16 protein-coding genes and 1 pseudogene are annotated in these 16865 nt (G+C 41.6%); 3 read left to right on the top strand and 14 right to left on the bottom strand.

What is annotated here, in order from left to right; genetic code table 11:
* Positions 1 to 50 precede the first annotated feature (50 nt).
* The 13 genes and pseudogenes from DRF63_RS11380 to DRF63_RS09145 form a co-directional block, all read right to left on the bottom strand.
* Positions 51 to 509, bottom strand: a pseudogene (locus DRF63_RS11380) (Abi family protein); the annotation flags it as partial.
* Between the two features lie 68 nt (positions 510 to 577).
* A complete protein-coding gene (locus tag DRF63_RS11375) occupies positions 578 to 967 on the bottom strand; it encodes an Abi family protein (RefSeq protein ID WP_005599128.1) in 390 nt (129 codons plus the stop codon).
* 278 nt (positions 968 to 1245) lie between these two features.
* On the bottom strand, positions 1246 to 1755 hold the full coding sequence (gene napF / locus DRF63_RS09195; protein WP_005599125.1) for a ferredoxin-type protein NapF: 510 nt from the start codon (positions 1753 to 1755) through the stop codon (positions 1246 to 1248).
* Positions 1756 to 1758: 3 nt separating this feature from the next.
* Positions 1759 to 2364, bottom strand: coding sequence for a Tat proofreading chaperone DmsD (dmsD, locus tag DRF63_RS09190; RefSeq protein ID WP_005599123.1), 606 nt, complete (start codon positions 2362 to 2364; stop codon positions 1759 to 1761).
* A gap of 55 nt (positions 2365 to 2419) precedes the next feature.
* Positions 2420 to 3253: a DmsC/YnfH family molybdoenzyme membrane anchor subunit gene (locus DRF63_RS09185; RefSeq protein WP_005599121.1), complete on the bottom strand. Its 834-nt coding sequence runs from the start codon at positions 3251 to 3253 to the stop codon at positions 2420 to 2422.
* A gap of 1 nt (position 3254) precedes the next feature.
* Positions 3255 to 3872: a DMSO/selenate family reductase complex B subunit gene (locus tag DRF63_RS09180; RefSeq protein WP_005599119.1), complete on the bottom strand. Its 618-nt coding sequence runs from the start codon at positions 3870 to 3872 to the stop codon at positions 3255 to 3257.
* 9 nt (positions 3873 to 3881) lie between these two features.
* A complete protein-coding gene (locus DRF63_RS09175) occupies positions 3882 to 6299 on the bottom strand; it encodes a DMSO/selenate family reductase complex A subunit (RefSeq protein ID WP_012263339.1) in 2418 nt (805 codons plus the stop codon).
* Positions 6300 to 6533: 234 nt separating this feature from the next.
* On the bottom strand, positions 6534 to 7445 hold the full coding sequence (gene rbsK, locus DRF63_RS09170; protein WP_005599115.1) for a ribokinase: 912 nt from the start codon (positions 7443 to 7445) through the stop codon (positions 6534 to 6536).
* A 72-nt stretch (positions 7446 to 7517) separates the two neighbouring features.
* Positions 7518 to 8390 carry a ribose ABC transporter substrate-binding protein RbsB gene (gene rbsB / locus DRF63_RS09165; protein WP_005599112.1) on the bottom strand — a complete coding sequence of 291 codons (873 nt, stop codon included), beginning with the start codon at positions 8388 to 8390 and terminating at the stop codon, positions 7518 to 7520.
* Between the two features lie 23 nt (positions 8391 to 8413).
* Positions 8414 to 9373, bottom strand: a complete 960-nt coding sequence (gene rbsC, locus DRF63_RS09160; RefSeq protein WP_005599110.1) for a ribose ABC transporter permease — start codon at positions 9371 to 9373, stop codon at positions 8414 to 8416.
* A gap of 52 nt (positions 9374 to 9425) precedes the next feature.
* Complete coding sequence (rbsA, locus tag DRF63_RS09155) at positions 9426 to 10907, bottom strand: ribose ABC transporter ATP-binding protein RbsA (RefSeq protein WP_005599108.1); 1482 nt, start codon at positions 10905 to 10907, stop codon at positions 9426 to 9428.
* 12 nt (positions 10908 to 10919) lie between these two features.
* Positions 10920 to 11339 (bottom strand): D-ribose pyranase, encoded by a 420-nt coding sequence (rbsD, locus tag DRF63_RS09150; RefSeq protein WP_005599106.1) that lies wholly within the window; start codon positions 11337 to 11339, stop codon positions 10920 to 10922.
* 120 nt (positions 11340 to 11459) lie between these two features.
* A complete protein-coding gene (locus DRF63_RS09145; protein WP_005599104.1) occupies positions 11460 to 12449 on the bottom strand; it encodes a substrate-binding domain-containing protein in 990 nt (329 codons plus the stop codon).
* 137 nt (positions 12450 to 12586) lie between these two features.
* Between DRF63_RS09145 and gntR the strand changes: the two genes are divergently transcribed.
* Entirely contained in the window at positions 12587 to 13585 is a 999-nt protein-coding gene (gene gntR, locus DRF63_RS09140) for a gluconate operon transcriptional repressor GntR (protein ID WP_043991911.1), read from the top strand.
* Between the two features lie 71 nt (positions 13586 to 13656).
* Here the strand turns inward: gntR and DRF63_RS09135 are convergent, their stop codons facing one another.
* The gene (locus DRF63_RS09135; protein ID WP_005599100.1) at positions 13657 to 14172 is read right to left on the bottom strand and encodes a gluconokinase; all 516 of its coding nucleotides are present in this window, start codon (positions 14170 to 14172) and stop codon (positions 13657 to 13659) included.
* 177 nt (positions 14173 to 14349) lie between these two features.
* Between DRF63_RS09135 and DRF63_RS09130 the strand changes: the two genes are divergently transcribed.
* Positions 14350 to 15699: a GntP family permease gene (locus DRF63_RS09130; RefSeq protein ID WP_005599098.1), complete on the top strand. Its 1350-nt coding sequence runs from the start codon at positions 14350 to 14352 to the stop codon at positions 15697 to 15699.
* Positions 15700 to 15889: 190 nt separating this feature from the next.
* On the top strand, positions 15890 to 16858 hold the full coding sequence (locus DRF63_RS09125; RefSeq protein ID WP_005599096.1) for a mannose/fructose/sorbose PTS transporter subunit IIA: 969 nt from the start codon (positions 15890 to 15892) through the stop codon (positions 16856 to 16858).
* Positions 16859 to 16865 lie beyond the last annotated feature (7 nt).

Genomic DNA, 16865 nt, shown 5'->3' with positions numbered 1-16865 from the left:
CGTGGTTAGGAGGCTCTTCGAGCCTGTTGAGCCACGCTGTGGCTCATTTTTTATCTCAACGCCTTGTCCCAAAAGCTATCTAATTCCCAATTTTGTGGAATACCCATATATTCTTTCTGAATGTCAGGATAACTATCTAACAATGCCTTCAAGCGTTTTGTCCATGTTGAATTTGGGCTGATGGTATAAAGTAGCACTTGAATTGCGACTAAAATCGGATAAAGGCGTTTTTCTGCGTTGATATGTTGGTTATTCAATTTGATTTCCGATGAAAGCCATAGTCTGTTTTGGCTGATCGGGGTTTTAATTACTCGCCCAAATTCTCTATTCCATAATCGGCTGTGATGAGCACAGATATTGCGAACATCATTTAAAACTTTTAACCAAGATTCTAAAATAGGCGCTTGTACGCCTAAATTTTTAGCAATCGGTTTTTGATGTTTTTCTGATAGCCCCGCATATAAATGGCTAAGTTCACCCCAAGTTAGCATTTCAATCATCATCCACGAGGGTAATAATTTCGGTGTATTGTACTGAGTGAGATAGTGGCGTAAGAAATTTTCTTTACGAACATTATTTAACTTTCTTGTTCATCGATATTATTATTTTTGTAGCGTTTCTGAATATGTTTTTCATCACGTTCTAAGCGTTGCTGTTCTTCAGCCAGTTGTTTTTCAATCTGAGCGAGTAAACGATAAATATTGAAATCCTTTTTGAAATAGCTTTCTTGCATATACCAAAAAGGATTTTGAGCTTGTGTTCCCATTACATTGCTGATTTGTGTACGAACAGAGACTTCAATACGTTCAATTGCATCCAATACAAGCAAACGTAATTCACGATCAAAGATGTATAAATTAAGAATATCGTCAAATGTTGTATTGGGTTTGAAGTGATGATTCGGATTGTTAAGTTTTTGAAAAGGAATGGTATAAGCGGAAAAACGATAATAGCTAATATGTTCCAAATAACGTTCCGCGCGAGCCTCATCGGATATAACTAAGCCCCTTGCTTTCCATTGTTGTACAAGCTCTTGATTGGATTTTGCAGGTTTATTAAATTGCCCCTTTTTCTATCTTCCGTGTAAAAAAAAACCTGCAAATTTGTGCGTAACTAAGAAAACTCAGTCATAAGCATAGCAGGTATGTTATGGCACATTATAGCCTAAAATTAGAGTTTTACAACTTTGGTTTTAAACTGCTTATTTACAAAATATCAAGGGAAATTTAACTATCAAGCCTCTAACTACTTCAAACTCACAGCCGCCATAAAACAGGCTTGTTTACATTCGCCGCAACCGTTACAAAGTTCGTTATTAATGGTGAGTTGAGATGAAATCGCTTGTTGAGGGCAGCTTTGGATACAACTATCACAAGGTTGTCCTTTTGTTTGTAAACAAGCGGATGAGAATTGGGGACGGAGTTCTGTATCTTTTTTAAAAGAAAGATGTAGGGCTTGAGTCGGGCAGCTTTCGGCACATTTACCACAAAGTGTACAAGCGGAAAAAGTTAAATCTAATACCGCTTGTTGTCGGCGAATATCAATAACCCCCATTGGGCAAGCCGTGACACATTTACCGCAGCCGTCACAAGCCGCTTGAAATAAATGTTCCGGTGCGGCAAAAGGCGGTCGGTTTTCAGTTCGTCGTTGGAACTGGTGAGTCTGAGCATGATGAAAAAAACCGGTAAATAACTCTCGACGAGAAAAAACTCTCGGTGTTAATTCCAGTAGCGTTAATTTATTTCTACCTAACATAGCTTAACGATAAAAAGAAACTTGGGGGACAATAATTGCCAACTGTTGTTGCCAATCTTTTAAGGTTTGTTGAGCCAGTAACGCTAAACCTTTATAGAACGGAAAATCCGTTTGTTGAGCGACTAAATCGAAATAATGTTCCGCCCAAATAAGCAGATGTTTACTCAAATATTCTGGTAGTAATTCAGGTTTACTTTCCGCAAGATAAGCGGTAAGTAATAACATTAATCCGATGTGATCTTCCGGCTCGGTTTCATTCTGTGTTAATGCAATTTGATGTTTACGTAAAAAAGCGCGTAAATCCAATAACGAATTACCGAAAATAACTGATTCCGGGTCAAGATAAACCGAACTCCACGGCGGTGCGACAAGTTGCTCCGGACCGATAAAAAGACGTTGATATTGTTCGGATAAATCTTGAATAAAACCTTGGGTAATTAAATGCTTAATTTGAGCTTCATTAGTTAGCTCCCCCCATTCGTTTTCCCAATTTTCTTGTTGGAAAAAATGCAAAGCCGACTGTACATTTTCATCATTAGGTTCGTAATAGAATAACGAACCTAATAATCTTCCGCTGATAGAAATCCATTGTTGTAATTCGTTTTGCATTTTATTTTCCTTATTTATCTCATAACGGTGGGTTTCCCCACCATTATATTTTAGTTTATACCGCCATTCCTGAGGTCATGTGTAAGCCGTAGAATAATACTCGACCAACCATTTCAGCCGCTAACGTGATAAGTACGGCGAGTGAAAGTAACGGCAATGTTCTACCTTTTACAATCAATGCCGCTGCCACCGCTAATAAACAGAGGCGTAACACTTGCATAATGGCAAAATCCGGCACTAAATTGACCGCTTGTTGTACCGAGCTATAGATATGTGCTAATCCAAACGCTTGGTAAATAACGACCACCGCTACACAGAATACCGCTAGCACATATAACCAAGGGCTACATTTCACTTGATAATCCTGATGCGGATTTGTGCTTAATACTGCCATCGCTAATGCACAGCCACCCAAGACAACAGTTAAATAGAATTGCCAAGAGGTTATTGCGTTATTCCAAGTCGGTACTGTCGGTAAATGATAAAGGTTATTCATCATATACATAAACACAACGCCTACTAATGCTGTCACTACTAACCACACTTTGCTTAACCCTTGCGGCATTTTGCCTAATACGGCTAATAACCAATAAATCCCAGCTAAGGCGAAGAATAATACGCCGCTGGCAATTTCATTACTCATCATAGAACTGCCGACGCGATTTAATGAATTAAACGCTCTGAGCGGCGAACCTAAGTGCATTACGGACGCAATAAAACCACATGCTAACAATAGCAATGCAACAAACAGTCCTTTATGCAAATAGTTTTGGCTTTTTTGGCTAGTGCCTTTGCACATTACAAAGGTAAAAATCAGCCAAAATCCGACCGCTGTTTGGGCTAACACCGTAAAGAAAACCAACGGTAATTCATGTAATCCTGCATTCATGTTACACCTCTCTTGGGTTAGCTAAGAAACCCGTTGTATCGCCGCTTGGACGTGCGTGTTTATTGGCTTTAACGACTAAATTCGGTTTAGTTAAATCCGCTGACGGTAACGGTGCAATCGATGCCTGTTCACCGTATTTCGCTCGTAGCTCTTTTATCGGTGCAAAATCTAATGCACGTAATGGGCAAGATTCGACACAAATCGGTTTTTGCCCGTCTTTCACTCGAGAATAACAACCGTCACATTTGGTCATATGCCCTTTGCTCGCACTGTATTGCGGTGCGTCATAAGGACACGCCATACTACAATAACGACAGCCGATACAAGTTTCTTCATTCACAATCACAAAACCGTCCGCATTTTTGTGCATCGCACCGGTCGGACACACTTTTACACACGCAGGATCATCACAATGGTTACACGAAATCGACATATAGTAAGCAAAGACATCTTGATTCCAACAACCATTATTATCTTGTACCCAATTCCCACCGGCATATTCATAAATACGGCGAAAATTCACATCAGTACCTAAATCTTTATAATCCTTGCACGCTAATTCGCAAGTTTTACAACCTGTGCAACGTTCAGAATCGAAATAAAAACCATATTGTTCCATAGCTCACCTCTATAATTTCTCAATTTGCACTAAGTTAGAATGTTGCGGATTGCCTTTCGCTAGTGGAGATGGGCGTTGGGTAGTAAGCACATTAATACAACCTGAATAATCCACACCATTTTTATCCGGTGCATACCAAGCCCCTTCACTCAATGCTACAACACCCGGAATAATACGAGGTGTAACCTTAGCATTAATACGCACTTCCCCACGATCATTAAAGATACGAACCAATTCCCCGTTTTGAATTCCTCTCGTTTGTGCATCAATCGGATTAATCCAAATCTCTTGTGGATTCGCTTCTTTAATCACATCAACATTACCGTAAGTTGAGTGAGTACGCGCTTTATAATGGAAACCGGAAAGTTGTAACGGATATTTTTGCATTAATGGGTCACCGTAATGCTCAAAGCTATCGGTATGAATTGGTAACGGATGAATCACTTCATCTTTTTCCAATTTCCAAGTACGTGCAATTTCCGCTAAACGAGATGAATAGATTTCAATTTTACCTGACGGTGTTTTTAATGGATTCGCTTCAGGGTTTTCTCTGAAATCTTTATAAGCTATAAAGAAACCTTTTGGATCGACTTTTTTGAAAATACCTTGTTGTCTAAATTCTTCAAACGTTGGAAGCTCAGGTAATTTTTGGCGAGATTGCTCATAAATATGGCGTAACCATTGTTCTTGGGTTCTGCCTTCCGTAAATTGTTCTTTTACACCTAATTTTTCAGCCAAATCACTTAACATATCGTAGATATTACGACACTCAAATGAAGGTTTAACCACTTGATCAGCAAAAATAACATAGTTCATATTGGCGACATAAGCATCTAAACAGAAATCCATCTGTTCTGAAGTCATACAATCCGGTAACAAAATATCACTATATTTCGCAGTTGAAGTCATATGGTTATCAATCGTAATGATCAACTCACATTTTGACTCATCTTGTAAAATTTCATGGGTGCGGTTGATTTCTGCATGTTGGTTAATCAAGCAGTTACTTGCATAGTTCCAAATAACTTTAATCGGTGCAGAAAGTTTATCTACGCCTCGAATACCGTCTGTTGTCGCTGTCATTTCTGTGCCACGAAGAATCGCATCCGTCCATAAGAACATTGGGATACTTGCTTGCACCGGGTTGGTTAAAGTTGGCATTCTTACAAACGGTATTCCATAAGCACTTTCTCTTGCACCAGTATTACCGCCACTAATCCCTACATTGCCGGTTAAAATCGGTAACATCGCAATCGCACGAGAAATTAACTCGCCATTACTACGGCGTTGTGGTCCCCAGCCTTGTGAAATATAAGCAGGTTTTGTTTGACCAATTTCACGGGCTAATTTGATAATACGCTCAACAGGAATACCGGTAATTTTAGAAGCCCATTCAGGTGTTTTAGCAATGCCATCATCGCCTTGACCTAAAATATAGGCTTTATAATGACCATTTTTAGGTGCATCAGCAGGTAATGTTTTTTCATCATAGCCAACACAATATTTATCTAAAAACGCCTGATCGACCATATTTTCGGTGATTAATACATAAGCAAGTGCAGATACTAACGCTGCATCAGTACCAGGGCGAATAGGAATCCATTCATCCTCTTTACCCACTCCTGTATCCGTATAACGTGGATCAATGATGATAACTTTGGCATTTGATTTTTCTTTAGCCTGCTCAAAACAATAGGTTAAACCACCGCCACTCATGCGAGTTTCCGCTGGATTATTACCGAATAGTACGATAAGTTTTGTGTTTTCAATATCAGCTAAGCCATTGCCTAATGCCCAGCCACCACCATAGGTGTAATCTAAACCTACTGCAATTTGAGCGGTACTATAATCGCCATAATGATTTAAATAACCACCGATACAATTCATCAAACGTGCAACTAAAGTTGAACCCGGCGGCCAAGATTTTGTTACGGTTCCACCTAATGTTCCCGTACCATAGTTGAGATAAATACTTTCATTACCGTATTTCTCAATATTTTTACGTAATGATTGTGCAATTTCCGTTAATGCTTCATCCCAAGAAATACGTTTAAATTTACCCTCGCCACGCTTACCTACACGTTTCATCGGATATTTCAAACGATCAGGATTATAAACACGACGGCGCATTGAACGCCCACGTAAACAAGCACGAACTTGATGATCAAGATTATAGGTTTCCGTACCGGTATTATCCGTTTCCACATATAAAATTTGATTATCTTTTACATGCATTCTCAATGGACAACGGCTACCACAGTTTACTGTACAGGCACTCCAAACTACTTTTTCATCTTGTGCTTGTCCGGCAACATTATCTTTTGTTTCAGCTTTAGCAACAAAAGGGAGAGCGATACCGCCGGATGCCGCTAATGCGGTCATACTTGCTGATGTTCCTTTTAGGAATCCACGTCTTGTAATTGACATATTCACTCCAAACAAAATTAAACATAACTAAATAAGGGTATAATTTGATTCTATAGTTACTCTGTAAAGATGATAAGAAAATTTGTACGGAAATTGGGGAAAAGCTGATAAGGATCAATAACTTATGTTAATGATAATGATTTTTATAACAAGGTGAAATAATAAAAAAAACAAGCGGTCGAATTATTGCAAATTTCTGCAAAAACCCAACCGCTTATTGATTCAATAAAATAGTTAAACTAATTCCGCTCGAGTTGGAATCGAACTTTGTGCACCCATACGAGTGACTGAAATCGAAGAGGCTTTGTGGGCAAACATGACCGCATCTCGCATTGATTTGCCTTCTAATAAAGCAATCGCCAATGCGCCGTTAAAGGTATCGCCGGCGGCGGTGGTGTCCACCGGTGTGACTTTAAAGCCGGCAATGATTTCACCGTTACCGTTTTCACTTAAAAACGCCCCTTTCGCCCCCAAAGTAATTAACACGGTTTGAATCCCTTTTTGATGGAACACATTCGCTGCTTGTTGAGCGGTTTGTTCATCGACCACTTGAATGCCTGTCAGTAAGGCAGTTTCCGTTTCGTTTGGGGTAATCATATCGATATTCGCCAAAATTTCATCCGAGAGCGGTTGTGCCGGTGCCGGATTTAAAATGACTTGAGTATGATTTGCCTTAGCAATTTTTAACGCTTTTTCGACCGCTTGTAACGGCGTTTCCAGCTGAACCAGTAAGCAATCCGCTCTTTCAATCGTAGCTTGATGTTGTGCCACCACGCTTTCATCTAAGTTTGCATTTGCACCGGCGGAAATTACAATGCTATTCTCGCCTGAATCCGCCACTTGAATCATCGCAATGCCGGTCATTTGGTCAGCTACTTCAACAATGTGTTCGGGATTAATTCCGTCTTGCACAAAGGCTTGTTTCATCGCTCGTCCAATATCATCAGCGCCGATACAAGCGATAAAATCCACCTCAACTAACGATGTATTTCGCACACGAGCCGCCGCTACTGCCTGATTAGCCCCTTTGCCGCCATACGCAATGTGATAATGACCGCCTTTCAGCGTTTCGCCCGCTTTCGGGAAATAAGGCACTCGAATAACGTGATCCGCATTTACGCTGCCCAACACACAAAGTTTTTTCATAACTACCTCAAACCGACCTTAAACAAATCTAGCGATGCCGGAACCGTCAAAATAACGGTTCCGGAGCCAAAATTACTGACTAATCACTTTTAACGGCACTGGGATTTTCGCTTCGACTTTTTCGCCTTTAAGCAATTTATCCGCTGTTTCTACGCCTAGCTCACCGATTTTATCCGGTTGTTGTGCGATAGTCGCCGCCAGTTTTCCGCCTTTTACCGCTTTTACCGCATCGTCCGTACCGTCAAAGCCGACTACGATAATATCTTTACCTGCCGCTTTAATCGCACGTAATGCGCCTAATGCCATTTCATCATTTTGTGCAAATACCGCTTTTGCCGCACCGTGGCTTGCCAGTAAGTTTTCAGTTACGTTTAAGCCTTTAGTACGGTCAAAATCCGCCGGTTGGCTGGCCAATACTTCAAATTGGTTTGCCGCTACCGCTTGTTTAAAGCCTTCGCCGCGTTCACGTGCAGCTGATGTGCCGGCAATGCCTTCTAATTGGATAACTTTGGCATTTTTACCGACTTTCTCTGCGATAAAATCGCCCGCCATTTTACCGCCGGCAACATTATCCGAAGCGATGTGGCTCACCACTTCGCCTTTATTCGCACCACGGTCTAAGGTGATCACCGGAATATTTTTCTTATTCGCAATCGCCACCGCATTACCAACCGCTTCCGAATCTGTCGGGTTGATGAGTAATACCTTCGCACCACGCACCGTGAGATCTTCCACGTTCGCTAATTCTTTTGCCGGGTCATTTTGGGAATCTAACACCACTAATTTGTAACCGAGGTCTTTGGCTTTTTTCTCCGCACCTTCTTTTAAGGTAACGAAGAACGGGTTATCCAGTGTAGAAACCGCTAACGCCAATGTGTCTTGCGCCATTGCTTTTGTACCGAATACCAAACCTAGAGCAAGGGCTAAAGAAGTTAATTTTTTCATAGAAATCTCCTTTTGAGAGTAGGTTACGCTTTTTTACGGCCAAGGAAGTTATCCAAAATAACCGCTGCTAAAATTACTAACGCTTTTGCGACAAGCTGATAGTAAGAGTCAATATCTAATAAATTCAACGCATTGCTGAGGAAGCCGATAATTAACGCACCAATTAGTGTGCCGATAATACGACCTTTACCGCCCATTAAACTGGTTCCACCGACCACAACCGCAGCAATCGCATCGAGTTCATAACCGCTACCGGCGGTCGGTTGTGCCGAACCTAAACGAGAGGTGACAATTAAACCTGCAAGTGCCGCTAACACACCACTGACCGCAAACACAAACAGTTTAATTTTATTCACGTTGATACCAGAAAGTGCGGTTGCCGATTCGTTACCGCCAAGCGCATAAATATAACGACCGATACGAGTTTGAGTCAGAATAAACCAACCGATAGCAAATAAGATAAACATTAACCAAACCGGCACCGGCACACCGAATAATTCGCCGGTACCAATCTCGGCAAAGTAATCGGCATTGTCGGAAAAACCGGTAGAAATCGGGCGACCTTCCATATAAATCATCGTCACGCCACGCAATAACAACATCGTGATTAACGTTGCCATAAATGCCTGTACTTTACCGAAGGCGACTAATGCACCGTTTAACAAGCCGATTGCCGCACCGAATAACAATACCGCCGGCACCACTAAATAAATCGAGAGATCTAAACCGATTAAAGTTGCCGCTACCGCTCCGGTTAGTGCTAAGACCGAACCGACCGAAAGGTCAATCCCGGCAATTAAAATCACAAACGTCATACCGATCGCAATAATCGCATTCACTGACGTTTGGCGTAGGATATTCAGTAAGTTATCGACACTAAAAAAATTCGGATTTAAAAATGACACCACTGCAATTAATGCGAGTAATGCAATAATAGAACGTTGTTCTATCAGGAATTTTTTTAGATTAAATGCTTTGTTCATATTGATTCCTTTTGCAAAATTCTTGCTAAATTTGACCGCTTGAAAATCTCAACTATTTGCCGATTGCTGCCGCTAGTAATTTTTCTTGGGTGGCTTCCGTGCGAGAAAACTCGCCACGAATAGTACCTTCTCTCATCACAATTATGCGATCGGACATCCCTAATACTTCCGGCATATCACTTGAGACTAAAATAATGCTCAAACCTTCGGCTTTGAATTTATTAATCAGTTGATAGATTTCTTTTTTCGCCCCAACGTCCACACCTCGAGTCGGCTCATCTAAGATCAACACGTTCGGGCGGGTCATTAAGCCTTTGGCAATCGCCACTTTTTGCTGATTACCGCCGGATAATTCGCCGATAATCTTATCCGGGCTTGGGGTTTTGATATTAAACAGATCAATAAAATCCACCACGGTCATATTCTCTTTTTCGTGGTTGATGCGTCCCCAATTCGATAGATATTCCAAAGCGGTCAACGACATATTTTCTTTGACCGACATACCTAAAATTAAGCCGTCACCTTTACGGTCTTCCGAAATATAGACAATGCCGTTATTTAAGCCGTCTTGGCTGGAGCGGTTATCAATCGTTTTGCCGTCTAATCGCACTTCGCCGGCAGTTTTCGGTAATGCGCCGTACAGTACCTTCATCAGCTCGGTACGCCCTGCGCCCATCAAACCGGACACACCCAAAATTTCGCCTTTATGCAATTCAAACGAAACGTTATTCACACCGCTACCCGATAAGTTTTTAACCGATAAACACACTTCACCAATCGGGTTATCAATGTGCGGATATTGATCTTCTAACTTGCGCCCAACCATCATCTCAATTAAACGATCTTCGGTTAAGTCCGCCACCGTACTTTCACCGATAAATTGACCGTCACGCAATACGGTCACATCATCACAAATTTGGAAGATCTCTTTTAAACGGTGAGAAATATAAACAATGCCTCGTCCTTCTGCTTTGAGTTCTCGAATCACGCTGAATAACGCTTCGGTTTCGGTATCGGTCAGCGCATCGGTCGGTTCGTCCATTACAATCACTTGTGATTCAAAACTCAAAGCTTTAGCGATTTCCACCATTTGTAATTCGCCGATCGATAATTCGTTTGCCGCTTGGCGACTGGAATGTTTTACCCCGAGACGCGCCAACAAGCGGTCGGATTCTTCATACATCTTACGCCAATCAATACCGCCCCAAGCATTAGTAAATTCACGTCCGAGGAAAATATTTTCCGCAATCGATAAATTACCTAAAATATTTAGTTCTTGATGAATAATACTTAAACCGGCTTCTTGCGAGGCTTTCGGATTGGCAAAACTAACCGCTTTACCAAGGTATTCAATCGTGCCGGCATCACGCTGATAAATACCGGTCAGAATTTTCATCAGTGTCGATTTGCCCGCACCGTTCTCGCCCATTAACGCCATTGCTCTACCGGCATACACATTCAGGCAAGCATTTTTTAACGCTTGTACGCCCGGAAAGGCTTTATCAATCCCATTGATTTTCAACAAGGTTTTCATATTTTCCTCGCTCTAGAACGGTACGCCTGAGTAAAGAATAACATTCGCATATGGCGAACATTCGCCGGTACGCACTACCGCTTTCGCTTGATTACTGCGTTGCTTAAATTCACTGTGTACAACATATTCGATTTCAATTTGACGACCTTGCGTTTGAGCAAGTTTATTGATCATTTCAAGTAACTGTTGTTCGATAGTCGGATTAGCTTGTTTAATTTCTTCCGCCAATAAAATACGTTCGACAAAAAGTTCGGTTAGCACCACTTCTAAGGTTGATAAAAAACTTGGAATACCTTTGGTAAGGGCTAAATCAACACATTGCTGTTCTGAAGGAATCGGCAAACCGGCATCACAAATGGTTAAGCCGTCCGTATGTCCAAGGCTGGCAATCACACCGGAAAGTTGTGCATTTAATACCGCTGTTTTTTTCATATTTCCTCCATTTAGGTGATTTCATTCCTTATCGAAACGTTTCGATGAATAAAAAATAGAAAAATTTACAAGAAAAAGCAAACGCTTCTTGTCGGATTTGAGAGGTCTATCACAAATTTTTTAAAAAGAGCGACGAACGATAAGTTCGGGAGTGAGCTCAATTTCTTGATAGGCTTTATCCGGCTGATGAATACGGGCGATCAACTGTTCCACCGCATTTTTTGCCAAACGGGCTTTCGGTTGATGAATGGTGGAAAGTGGTGGGGCGAGATATTGCGATAATTCGATATTATCGTAACCGATCACCGCAATATCTTGCGGAATACGCAAACCGGCTTGCCAAGCGGCTTGATATACACCGATAGCGATACTGTCGCTCATCGCAAAGATTGCTTGAGGACGGGAATTCGCCGTAAGTAGCCTACTTGCACACTCTAGACCGGCTTGATAATCAAAATGACCTTCAACTATCCATTCGGGACGAATTTGCAAATTTGCCTCTAAAATCGCCCGCTTGTAGCCATGCAAGCGATTGAGGGTATGTGATTTTGATTGTTCACCGGTAATCACCGCAATCTCGCTATAGCCGGCATCAATTAACGCTTTTGTCGCAAGATAACCGCCTAATTCCGAATTTTCATGCACGTTATCCGCTTTCAGCGCCTGTTGCCACCAGTCAATCACCACCATCGGTAATTGAATATTCGTCATCATGCTTTCGTCCAAATCTTGCGGCTCGGAACACATCAATAATAAACCGTCCACTTGTTTACGCAACAAGCGGTCTAAATGTTGTGCTAAATTGTCGCTGTTTCCGTCGGTATTAACCAAAATTAAATGATAGTTATGGCGTTCACAATAACGTTCGACGTGACGTACTACTTCCGCAAAAAACGGGTTACTACTGGTGGTTACCAACATACCGATTGTATTGGTTTCTTTCACTTTCAGACTGCGAGCGACTAACGAAGGCGTGTAATTGAGTTCCGCCACCACTTTTTCAATCCGCTGACGAATTTCGTCACTCACAAAACGTGAGTTATTGATCACATGGGAAACGGTGGAAGTTGAAACGCCCGCAATCCGAGCTATATCTTTCATTGTTGCCATAAAATTGCCTTCATAGGGGTTTACAAAATAGGGTTTTGCAAAATTTTGCTAAAATCTTACCGCTTGTTATTTTGCAAATAAAACATAAAATCATACTTTCCGTTAAAATAGCGACATACTTCACAAAATTTAATCCTATGAGCAAACATAAACGCCCGACTTTACAAGATATTGCCGAACATTTAGGCATTACCAAAATGACGATCAGTCGCTATTTACGTAATCCCTCCTCGGTTGCCGAAGAGACCGGTAAACGAATCGCCGTTGCGATTGGACAATTCGGTTATATTCCGAATCGTGCGCCGGATATTCTGTCCAATGCAAAAAGTAAAGCGATTGGCGTGTTGCTGCCGTCTTTAACCAATCAGGTATTTGCCGATGTGTTAAAAGGGATTGAAAGTGTAACAGATGCTGCAGGTTATCAAACCATGCTCGCCCACTCCGGTTATAGCGAACAAAAAGAAGAACAACGCATTGAATCACTCCTTTCTTACCATGTGGACGGATTGATTTTATCGGAAAATCACCACAGTGAGCGCACGCTCAAAATGCTAAGTGTTGCGAAAATTCCGGTAATTGAAATTATGGATACCAGTGAACAAGGACTGCAACAAGCAGTTGGTTTTGACAATATTTTTGCTGCTCAAGCGATGGTTGAAACCATGATCAAACGTGGTTGCCGCCAGGTGGTTTATTTTTCGGCAAGAATGGATAAACGAACCCGTTTAAAGATGCAAGGCTACGAACTTGCTATGCAAAAGCATAAACTAACGCCTTACACTATTGCCACGGAGGAATCCTCTTCTTTTACCTTGGGAGCTAGACAACTGCATATTTCACTGGAAAAATATCCGAATATCGACGGCATTTTCTGTACCAATGACGATTTGGCAATCGGCGCATTGTTCGAATGCCAACGGTTAGGTATTAAAGTGCCGCAACAAATTGCGATTGCCGGCTTTCACGGGCACGATGTCGGTCAATCCGTAACACCTCAATTAGCGAGTGTGATTACTCCTAGATTTGAAATCGGCAAAGTGGCCGCTCAACAATTATTAAGCCGTCTAAATGGTGATGATATTCAAGATGAAGTCATTAATCTCGGTTATAAAATTCATATCGGCGAAACTATTTAAACATAAAAAAAGCAGTTAAATTTTGCAAAAAATTTGCAGAAAATAACCGCTTGTTCTACTCAACATTCTTTTTATAGATAGGCTTTAATCGCCTGTACGCATAATTGCACCACGTCTTCAAAACTGCCGCTAATATCAATCGAAATGACATCCGGTTCGTCCGCTTGCGGAATTTCTAACGTATCAAACTGGCTTTTCAACATTTCTGTTTTCATAAAATGGCCTTTACGCTTTTTCATGCGTTCTAAAATCAGCTCAAATGAACCGTGTAAATGAATAAACTTCACATTCCTATTACCTTGACGAATTTGGTCACGATATTTCTTTTTCAACGCCGAACAAACAATAATCCCCACTTCATTTTTTTGCTCTAAGCTAAAAGCAGCATCATTAATTCGTTCCAACCACGGAAAACGGTCTTGATCATTTAGCGGTTGTCCTTGACTCATTTTGAGGATATTAGCTCTCGGATGCAGATCATCGCCGTCGATCAATTTAATGCCTAAACGACGAGCCACTTCACTGCCTATTGTGGTTTTACCGGTGCTTGATACACCCATTAAAATAAAACTTTGACCAGATTTCATTTGAGCTTCCTCCTATTTATCAATCAACATAGCAGATTTTTCCGCTTAATGTTACAGGTAACATTAAAATTTGTGATATAGATCTCATTTTTAAAATTAATTCTAACAATCTATTTACATCGCAAACGTTTAATTTTATGTTACCAGTAACAATTTATACTTCTTATCGAGGTTTCTATGTTAATTTTCATTATGGTAGTGGCGATCATCGCACTATTAGTGTTGATTATAAAATTCAAAGTACATGCGTTTGTCGCATTACTGATCGTCAGTTTATTAACCGCATTGGCGGCAGGTATTCCGGTCGATAAAATTCTGCCGACCTTACTTACCGGCTTCGGTAATACGCTTGCATCGGTCGCTTTATTGGTCGGTTTAGGTGCAATGATTGGGCGCTTATTGGAAATTACCGGCGGGGCAAAAGTGTTAGCCGATACGCTGATAAATAAATTCGGCGAACAAAAAGCTCCGTTTGCCTTAGGTGTGGCGGCATTACTCTTCGGCTTCCCGATTTTCTTCGATGCCGGTTTAGTAGTGATGTTACCGATTGTCTTTAGCGTAGCAAAACAATTCGGCGGTTCGGTATTACGTTATGCATTTCCGGTCGCCGGTGCGTTTGCGGTAATGCACGCCTTTTTACCGCCGCATCCGGGGCCGGTCGCTTCCGGTGATTTACTGGGTGTGAATATGGGGTTAATGGTGATTGTCGGTTTAATCTGTGCGATTCCGACTTGGTATATCGGTACTTACCTCTTTAGTATGTTTATCAGTAAGCGGGTTCACGTAGAGTTACCAAAAGCGTTTTTAAATGCGGCGGCAATCAGCGAAACTTCGGTACAAGCACCTCCGTCATTCGGTCGAGTATTATTTATTTTAGTATTACCGATCTTCTTAATTTTATTTGATACCGGTTTAAATACGTTAAGTGTGGCGAAAGTGATTGACGGCTCCGAACTTTGGGTGCAAAGCCTACGTTTAATCGGCAAAACACCGGTGGCGTTATTAATCACGTTATTACTGGCGATTATGTTATTACGCGGTGAGCGTAGTTACGAACAAATCGAAAGTTTATGTAACAATGCGTTAGGCCCGATTTGCTCGATTATTTTGGTAACCGGTGCGGGTGGTATGTTCGGCGGCGTATTACGTGCCAGCGGTATCGGCGATGTGTTATCTTCTATGCTTTCGGATACCGGTATGCCGATTATCGTGGCGGCATTTATTATTGCGGTGGCGATGCGTGTCGCACAAGGTTCGGCAACCGTTGCATTAACTACTGCTGCAGCATTAATTGCACCGAGTGTGGCGGCTTCAACCGATTTAAGCCAGTTTGACCTATGCTTTATCGTGATCGCAATTGCTTCCGGTGCGACCGTACTTTCTCACGTGAATGATTCCGGTTTCTGGTTAATGAGCCGTTTCTTAGAAATGGATACTAAAACCACTTTAAAAACGTGGACGGCATTAGAAACCTCAATCGGTGTGGTCGGATTTATCATTGCCTTAATCGGTAGTATTTTATTGTAAATAATTATTCAATTTTGCAGATAAAGCCTTTAGTAAAATTTACTAAAGGCTTTTTTTATGATCTAGATCTATTAATCATGACATTAATTTATAAAACATTTGCAAACAGGCAATCGTTTGCATATTCTCATAATGAGTGCTAAAGCGTTTTAGCAAAAAACTATGGATATAGAAACCACAGAGGTGAAAAATGGTGCATTTGATCATCGCCGCTCACGGCAAATTAGCGCTTGAGTTGGTTAATTCCGCACAAATGGTATATGGAGAAACGGATAGTGTGCATCCGGTTATCTTTGTGCCGGGGGAAGGTCAAGATACGCTCGTCGAAAAATATGAAGCGATTATCGCAACGCTTCAACCGGACGACAGCGTGTTGTTCTTGGTCGATTTATTTGGTGGTAGCCCGTACAATGCGGCAGCCAGAATTGTCGCAAAACGTCCTCAGGACGATATTGTGACGGGAACCAACCTACCGATGTTACTTGAAGTGATGGATGCTTCGGCGGATGCCAAAACCGCATCTGAACTTGCGGCAACCGCTAAAGAAGTCGGTAATTTAAGCGTAAGAACTTACCACAATCCCGAACCTAGCGTTTCAGCTCCGCAACCTAAAGCAGAAGCTGAAGAAGCGGCTCCTCTACTGACCAACATTGATCCGAACGGGCGTATGAATATTTCATTGATGCGTATCGACAGCCGTTTAATTCACGGTCAAGTGATGACATCTTGGGCGAAAACGGTGAAATGCGAAGCGATTTTCGCAATCAGCGATGAAGTGGCAAATGACGATATTCGCCGAGAATTATTGCTCCAAATCGTACCTGAACATTTAAAAGGCTATGTGATTACGGTCGATAAAGCGATCAAAGTATGGCACAACTCGAAATATGCCGGCAAAAACATCATTTGGTTGGTGACTAATCCGTCCGATATCGTTCGCTTAATCGAAGGCGGCGTGAACATTAAAAATGTAAATGTCGGCGGTATGACTTTCCGTGAGGGCGATAAACTGATTTCTCAAGCGGTGGCGATTAACCAAACCGATCTCGCCGCATTCTACAAACTCCTCGAGTTAGGCGTAGATATGTCGTTACAACAAGTGGCGGCAAACAAAAAAGAACCGCTTGATAAAGCACGTCTTGATGCAATCAAATTCTAATTAAGGA

The sequence above is a fragment of the Actinobacillus pleuropneumoniae genome (assembly GCF_003290385.1).
Classification (GTDB): domain Bacteria; phylum Pseudomonadota; class Gammaproteobacteria; order Enterobacterales; family Pasteurellaceae; genus Actinobacillus; species Actinobacillus lignieresii.
Note: the sequence above shows the minus strand (reverse complement) of the source record. Positions and strands in the feature narration are given on the sequence as shown.

Bases quoted from the DNA above. Each gene is read 5' to 3' on its own strand.
- napF (WP_005599125.1), bottom strand. From the start codon at position 1,755: ATGTTAGGTAGAAATAAATTAACGCTACTGGAATTAACACCGAGAGTT.
- dmsD (WP_005599123.1), bottom strand. From the start codon at position 2,364: ATGCAAAACGAATTACAACAATGGATTTCTATCAGCGGAAGATTATTA.
- DRF63_RS09185 (WP_005599121.1), bottom strand. From the start codon at position 3,253: ATGAATGCAGGATTACATGAATTACCGTTGGTTTTCTTTACGGTGTTA.
- DRF63_RS09180 (WP_005599119.1), bottom strand. From the start codon at position 3,872: ATGGAACAATATGGTTTTTATTTCGATTCTGAACGTTGCACAGGTTGT.
- DRF63_RS09175 (WP_012263339.1), bottom strand. From the start codon at position 6,299: ATGTCAATTACAAGACGTGGATTCCTAAAAGGAACATCAGCAAGTATG.
- rbsK (WP_005599115.1), bottom strand. From the start codon at position 7,445: ATGAAAAAACTTTGTGTGTTGGGCAGCGTAAATGCGGATCACGTTATT.
- rbsB (WP_005599112.1), bottom strand. From the start codon at position 8,390: ATGAAAAAATTAACTTCTTTAGCCCTTGCTCTAGGTTTGGTATTCGGT.
- rbsC (WP_005599110.1), bottom strand. From the start codon at position 9,373: ATGAACAAAGCATTTAATCTAAAAAAATTCCTGATAGAACAACGTTCT.
- rbsA (WP_005599108.1), bottom strand. From the start codon at position 10,907: ATGAAAACCTTGTTGAAAATCAATGGGATTGATAAAGCCTTTCCGGGC.
- rbsD (WP_005599106.1), bottom strand. From the start codon at position 11,339: ATGAAAAAAACAGCGGTATTAAATGCACAACTTTCCGGTGTGATTGCC.
- DRF63_RS09145 (WP_005599104.1), bottom strand. From the start codon at position 12,449: ATGGCAACAATGAAAGATATAGCTCGGATTGCGGGCGTTTCAACTTCC.
- gntR (WP_043991911.1), top strand. From the start codon at position 12,587: ATGAGCAAACATAAACGCCCGACTTTACAAGATATTGCCGAACATTTA.
- DRF63_RS09135 (WP_005599100.1), bottom strand. From the start codon at position 14,172: ATGAAATCTGGTCAAAGTTTTATTTTAATGGGTGTATCAAGCACCGGT.
- DRF63_RS09130 (WP_005599098.1), top strand. From the start codon at position 14,350: ATGTTAATTTTCATTATGGTAGTGGCGATCATCGCACTATTAGTGTTG.
- DRF63_RS09125 (WP_005599096.1), top strand. From the start codon at position 15,890: ATGGTGCATTTGATCATCGCCGCTCACGGCAAATTAGCGCTTGAGTTG.